Genomic DNA, 6,614 nt, shown 5'->3' with positions numbered 1-6,614 from the left:
AATAAAAATAGTATATATTTATATTTGTATATATAGTATAAATAATTGACAATGGACGGTTTTTTTTCCGAACTTTTTTAATATTTTATATAGAAACGTTAAATTTTAATTAAATTTAAAACTTATCTACAATTTTACTTTTCTTATGTTATAATAAATCTGAATTAAAAAAATGACAAAAATTATTCCGCAGGGGGTGGCGTTAATGTTTCAATTTGAAACTCAAATTCACAAATTAAGACATCAGGTTTTGACTGCAATTGCTAAGCTTGGCAAGGAAGATGACTTGACTAAAGAAGCTATAGAGAAGATACCTTATGAGATTATACCAGGAGATAAAGCTATATATAGATGCTGTGTGTACAAGGAAAGAGCAGTACTTTTAGAAAGAGCTGAGAGAATTGCAGGAGTCAAAGAAAATGGTGAAATTCCGAACCTTGATACTGCGGAGATAAAAGAAAATGAACAAATAATTTATATACTAGAGTCTGCGTGTGACCGATGTCCAATAAATGAATTTACTGTAACGGATTTATGTAGGGGATGTCTAGCACATAGATGTAAAGAAGCTTGTAATTTCGGTGCTATAACATATGTAAATGGTATGGCTTATATTAATCACGATCTATGTAAAGCTTGTGGCATGTGTAAGAAGGCATGTCAATTCGATGCAATATCTGAAGTTGTGAGACCGTGTAAAACTGTTTGTCCTACTTCAGCATTAGGATTTGATAGAGATAATATGAAGGCTGAAATCAATGAAAAAATGTGCGTTAATTGTGGAGCGTGTATGGTAGCATGTCCATTTGGTGCTATTTCAGACAAGAGCCTTATAGCTACAGTGGCTAAAAAACTCGTTAAAGAAAAGAACATATATGCTGTTGTCGCACCAGCAATAACAGGACAAGTGGATCCTAACATAACTTACGGTCAGATAAGAAGTGCAATTAAGAAATTAGGTTTTGCAGATATGATAGAAGCTGCGTGTGGAGCAGATGCTGTAACTGCTCATGAAAGTGAAGAATTCGCAGAGAGAATGATAAATGGTGATCAATATATGACAAGTTCTTGTTGTCCAGGTTTTTTGGATTATGTAGAAAAATCATTCCCTAAACAAGTTGATAAAATTTCACATACAGTATCTCCAATGATAGCAGCAGGGAGACTTATCAAAAAAGAGGATCCTGATGCTAAGGTAGTATTCGTCGGACCTTGTACTGCTAAAAAGAGTGAAGCTGCTAAGCCTATGCTTAAAGGCGCAATAGATTATGTACTAACATTTGAAGAACTTATGGCGTTATTTGACGCATTTGATGTTGACATGGCTATGTGTTCAAATGATGAGGTAGATGAAGCATCAATATTTGGTAGGGGATTTGGGGCTGCAGGAGGACTTACGAAAGCTATAGAAAACTATGTAACAGAAAAAGGTATAGGTGTAGAATTTAGACCTGTTAAAGTATCTGGAGCAAAAGAAATCAAAAAGACTATGAGTATGGCAAATGTAGGTAAGATAAACGGAAACTTTATAGAAGGTATGATGTGCGAAGGTGGATGTATAAATGGATCTGGGAAGTTTTTCTCTGGAAGTAGATCAAAAAATACATTTGATAAAAAGAATGCACAAGCTTCTAAAAAGAGTGTTATGTCAAATAAAGAGATAAAGAGATTCGAAGATGTAAATCTGGATAGATTGAAGTAGTAATGAGGGAAATTAGATAGGAAGATATAACGAGATAAGGCAGGATATTCAATACGCTAGTGACCACAGCTTGAGAAAAAGGCTGTAACTGTCACTAGTATACTGTATACCCTGCCTTATCTCGTTATATCTTCCTATCTAATTTTCTCCATTTTAAAGTGAAGGGCGAAGTGAACAATAAAACATCTTATGGTCAAAAGCAAAACTATTTAGAATAAGTTCAAAATCTAAGCAGAGTAAATATATATAATACTATGGTGACTGTATGGAGAAAAAGGATGTGATTGTTGCTATTGAATTATGTGTTATGTATTTTATCGGTGTGATTATTTCATGATTTCGTATGTTTGTGGTTTATATATAATTGCGTTAATATATTGCATTGAATTATGCCTGATGTTGATATATAATGTAGTTCAAGATATTTAATACATTAAATAGTTTACTATGAATTGAGGTATATAATGAGTAGATACATTGAATTTAAAGATGTTGAAAAGACATATCAAATGGGGGAAGTTGAGATAAATGCACTTAGCGGTGTTAATTTGACAGTGGATAAGGGCGAGTTTGTGGTTGTTGCTGGTGCGAGTGGAGCTGGTAAGAGCACAGTTTTGAATATCTTAGGCGGTATGGATAGACCTTCAAAGGGGCAGATAATGGTTGATGGTAACCGTATTGATTCTTGTACTGATAAAGAACTTATTACATATAGAAGATACGATATTGGGTTTGTGTTTCAATTTTATAATTTAGTTCAAAATTTAACTGCCAGAGAAAACGTAGAGCTGGCAACTCAAATATGTGAAGATCCGCTGGATATAGATGAAATAATAAAAGCTGTTGGTTTGAAGGATAGAAAAAATAATTTTCCGGCTCAGATGTCCGGAGGGGAACAACAAAGGGTTGCTATTGCTAGAGCATTGGCTAAAAATCCGAAGTTGCTTTTATGCGATGAGCCTACAGGAGCTCTTGATTACAATACAGGAAAAGCTATTCTAAAACTACTTCAGGATACATCTAGAGAAATGGGGATGACTGTTATAATTATTACCCATAACTTGGCTCTTACTCCTATGGGTGATAAAGTAGTTAAGGTTAAAAATGGAAAGATTGAAAGCGTTGAGATAAATGAAAATCCTATTCCTGTAGAAAGGATAGAGTGGTAAGATGAAAAATGTTTTAACTAAAGACATTTTGAGGGATATAAAGGGGTCTATAGGTAGATTTTTATCTATTTTATTCATAGTAGCTTTGGGAGTTGCTTTTTTCTCAGGTATAAAGATATCTCCTATAGTTATGAAGGATACGACTGATAATTATTACGATGAGTTTAATCTTATGGACATAAGACTTTTGTCGACACTAGGACTAACTGATTCGGATGTAGATGAAATAGAGAAGATCAAAGGTGTTGACGGAGTTTTACCTACTTATTCGATAGATGTAGTTTCAAATTATAAAGATCAAGAAAAGGTATTTAGAGTTCACGGGCTACCGGTGTCTAATAGCGATAGTAAAGACAAAGACTACATTAATAGAGTAAAAGTAGTAAAAGGTAGACTTCCAGAAAAATCTGGGGAATGTGTAGTTGAAGGCCTTGGAATAAAAGATTATGATATTCCAATAGGTACTAAGTTAAAACTCGAATCTGGAAAAGAAGAAAATCTAGATGAAAGTATGAAAAATAACGAGTACACAGTCGTTGGCCAAGTTCAGACACCTTATTATACTACTCATGACAATGAGGAGAGCAGTATTGGAAGTGGAACGGTTTCCGGATTTATTATGGTACCTCAGAGTGATTTCGATATGAAAGCTTATACAGATATATTTTTAACTGTAAAAGGAGCGAAAGAGAAAAACACTTATAAGGATGATTATTTTGATTTAGTGGATGGAGTGTCGGATAAACTTGATGCTATATCGGACTCTAGAATAGATGCAAGGTACAATGATGTAAAAAAAGAGGCAACTGAAAAATTAAAAGATGGTGAGAAAGAATTTGGAGACAAGAAAAAAGAAGTGGAAAATAAATTATCAGATGCTGAAAATAAATTAATTAATTCTGAACATAAGTTGAAAAATGGAATAAAACAATTAGAGGCTAAAAAAATAGAAGTAAGCAATCAAATTAAAAATGGTAAGGAAGAGATAGCAAAGGGTGAAAAAGAGCTTGAAGCAGGATACAAGAAGTACGAGAAATCTAAAAGTCAATTTGATTCTAATGAAGGAAAGATAGAGAGTGACATAGCAGCTGGAAAAGCTAAACTCAATGAAGTTAGAACTGGCATGGATAAAATAAAGGCTGGAATTTCACAATTAGAAAACCAATTAAATGATGGGAACCTTACTGAAGAACAAAGGGATACAATATTATCTCAGATTGAGAGTTTAAAGAAAGACTTAAACTTTTCTACATCAATGTACGATAAAGGTAAACGAGAATTAGATAAAAGCATAGCACAGTATGAGAGTGCTAAATCTCAACTTACAAGTGCAAAAGCTATACTTGAAGCAAATAAAAAAAAGATTGAAATGGGAAAAGAAAATCTTAAATCATCGGAGCAAAAAGCTAAGGTTGAGTTTAAAGAAGCCGAAAATGAATTAAAAGAAGCTAAAAGCAAGATAGTAAATGGATGGTCAGAGTTTGAAGAAGCAAAGACTAAGGCTAACGATGAGCTTGAAAAGGCTGAAAAGAAATTAGAAGATGCTGAAGTTGAAGTTGCAAAACTTAAAAAGCCTGAATGGTATATATTAGATAGAAATAGTTTAAATTCATATGTTCAGTATTCACAAGCAGCTGAAAATATCGACGCGCTCGCATCTATATTTCCTGTATTTTTCTTTTCTGTAGCAGCACTAGTTTCACTTACAACTATGACTAGGATGGTTGATGAGCAGAGAATAAATATAGGTACTTTAAAAGCGTTAGGGTACAATCAAAGTAGAATCGCACAAAAGTATATTGTATACGCTCTTAGTGCAAGTTTGATGGGAAGTGTATTAGGGATTGCTGTAGGTTATACAGCCTTTCCATTTATTATTTACAATGCTTATCGGATGATGTTTATTGTACCGCCGGCTATACTCGAATTTAATATACCAATAGCATTAGGAGTTACTATAGTTTCTATACTTATAACTTCACTGGCAGCATACTTTAGCTGTAGGAAAGAGCTCAAAGAGACTCCTTCAGTTCTTATGAGACCTAAGGCTCCAAAAAACGGAAAGAGAATTATGCTTGAAAATATTCCATTTATCTGGAATAAAATAAGCTTTATAGGAAAAGTAACTATAAGAAACTTGTTTAGGTATAAAAAGAGATTTTTGATGACAGTACTAGGTATTGCAGGATGCTCTGCACTTATACTTACAGGATTTGGTATCAAGGACTCGATAAAAATGATTGTGGATAGACAATTTGGAGCGATTTATAAGTATGATATGATGGTAACACTCGATAATAATTCTAAATCTAGCAGTATTAAGAAAGTAGATTACTATATTTCAAAAGATAAGAGAATTACAGATTATCAGTTTGCCAATTTACAGAATGGGGATATTGAGAAAGGAAACGAAGAGAAAAAAATTTCGATATATATTCCAGATGATAAAGAACATATGAAAAAATTCATAGTTTTAAAGGAAAGAGAATCGCAAAAAAATGTTGATCTAGAAAACAATGGTGTGGTGCTTACTGAGAAATTAGCCACTAAACTTGGAGTTAAAGCTGGAGACAAGGTAGAGTTGACTAATGAAAAGGATAAAAAATCTGAAGTGTTAGTTACAGGTGTTGTAGAAAACTATGTTTCACATTATGTCTATATGTCAAAAGACTACTACCAAAAGGTATTTGGAAGAGAGGCTAGCTATAATAGGGTTTTTGGTAACGTAAACGAAACTTCAGAGGAAAATGAATCTTCAATATCTAAAGATTTAATTAAAGATCTTGATATTAAAGGAGTAAGCTTTAACACAGGAATAAAAGAAAACTTTGGAGACACTGTAAACAACCTAAACTATGTAGTACTAATAATGATAATCTCAGCAGGAGCTCTTGCGTTTGTAGTACTTTACAACCTTACAAATGTAAATATTTCTGAGAGAATTAGAGAGATAGCGACTATCAAAGTTTTAGGATTTTATGATAATGAAGTTTCTGCATATATATACAGAGAAAATATTTTACTTACAATGGTAGGGACATTTTTAGGAATAGGTATAGGAAAAATACTTCACAGATTTATTATGGTTACACTAGAAGTAGACAATTTGATGTTTGGGAGAATAATAAGCCTTAAGAGCTACATTCTATCCATAGTAATAACATTACTGCTAGGGGTAATCGTAAATTTTGCTATGTACTTCAAGCTTAAGAAAGTGAAAATGGTAGAATCGTTAAAATCTATTGATTAACACTTTTTAGTCTATCTTCATAGTATAGTTTAGGAGCTAAAACTCCTCACTAAATCAACTAGGAGGTAGCATTATGTTAGATAGATTCTTTGGAGGATGTGGAAAAGGAAATGACTTTTTTGGAGGATGTGGATGGTGGATAATAATTTTATTCTTCTTATTCCTTGCTTTCCAAGATTGTTGGGATGAAATAGAAATTTGCGATTGGATTCCGTTCTTAATATTACTATTAATAGTTATATCTTGTGGCCAATGCGAAGACGATTGTGGATGCTAATCTAAGTTGAAGGATACTTACACTTAAGAAATATTTTGGAAATAAGAATATTATTTGTGCTTAGAAGGTAGTATATTACTACCTTCTTTTCTTTATGAAAATAAAATCAATTTTAAGACTAAATCTTTCTTGAAAAATAGCAGCTAAAAATGTATAATTTAAAGTTGAGTTAAAAAATTTAAATTAATTATTAAAAGATATTTATTATTATAAAAA

4 protein-coding genes are annotated in these 6,614 nt (G+C 32.5%); all 4 read left to right on the top strand.

Annotated elements, in window-relative coordinates:
- Nucleotides 1-205 precede the first annotated feature (205 nt).
- On the top strand, nucleotides 206-1,702 hold the full coding sequence (locus tag T473_RS0114850) for a 4Fe-4S dicluster domain-containing protein (protein WP_024622567.1): 1,497 nt from the start codon (nucleotides 206-208) through the stop codon (nucleotides 1,700-1,702).
- A 464-nt stretch (nucleotides 1,703-2,166) separates the two neighbouring features.
- Nucleotides 2,167-2,871, top strand: coding sequence for an ABC transporter ATP-binding protein (locus tag T473_RS0114845; RefSeq protein ID WP_024622566.1), 705 nt, complete (start codon nucleotides 2,167-2,169; stop codon nucleotides 2,869-2,871).
- A gap of 1 nt (nucleotide 2,872) precedes the next feature.
- Nucleotides 2,873-6,121 carry an ABC transporter permease gene (locus tag T473_RS0114840; protein ID WP_024622565.1) on the top strand — a complete coding sequence of 1,083 codons (3,249 nt, stop codon included), beginning with the start codon at nucleotides 2,873-2,875 and terminating at the stop codon, nucleotides 6,119-6,121.
- Nucleotides 6,122-6,194: 73 nt separating this feature from the next.
- Complete coding sequence (locus tag T473_RS0114835; RefSeq protein ID WP_024622564.1) at nucleotides 6,195-6,398, top strand: hypothetical protein; 204 nt, start codon at nucleotides 6,195-6,197, stop codon at nucleotides 6,396-6,398.
- Nucleotides 6,399-6,614 lie beyond the last annotated feature (216 nt).

It is taken from the genome of Clostridioides mangenotii TR (assembly GCF_000498755.1).
Taxonomy (GTDB): Bacteria; Bacillota; Clostridia; order Peptostreptococcales; family Peptostreptococcaceae; genus Metaclostridioides; species Metaclostridioides mangenotii_A.
This window is presented reverse-complemented; position numbering and strand designations above follow the sequence as displayed.

Excerpts from the sequence above, each read along its gene's own strand:
- T473_RS0114850 (WP_024622567.1), top strand. The coding sequence starts at position 206 with ATGTTTCAATTTGAAACTCAAATTCACAAATTAAGACATCAGGTTTTG.
- T473_RS0114845 (WP_024622566.1), top strand. The coding sequence starts at position 2,167 with ATGAGTAGATACATTGAATTTAAAGATGTTGAAAAGACATATCAAATG.
- T473_RS0114840 (WP_024622565.1), top strand. The coding sequence starts at position 2,873 with ATGAAAAATGTTTTAACTAAAGACATTTTGAGGGATATAAAGGGGTCT.
- T473_RS0114835 (WP_024622564.1), top strand. The coding sequence starts at position 6,195 with ATGTTAGATAGATTCTTTGGAGGATGTGGAAAAGGAAATGACTTTTTT.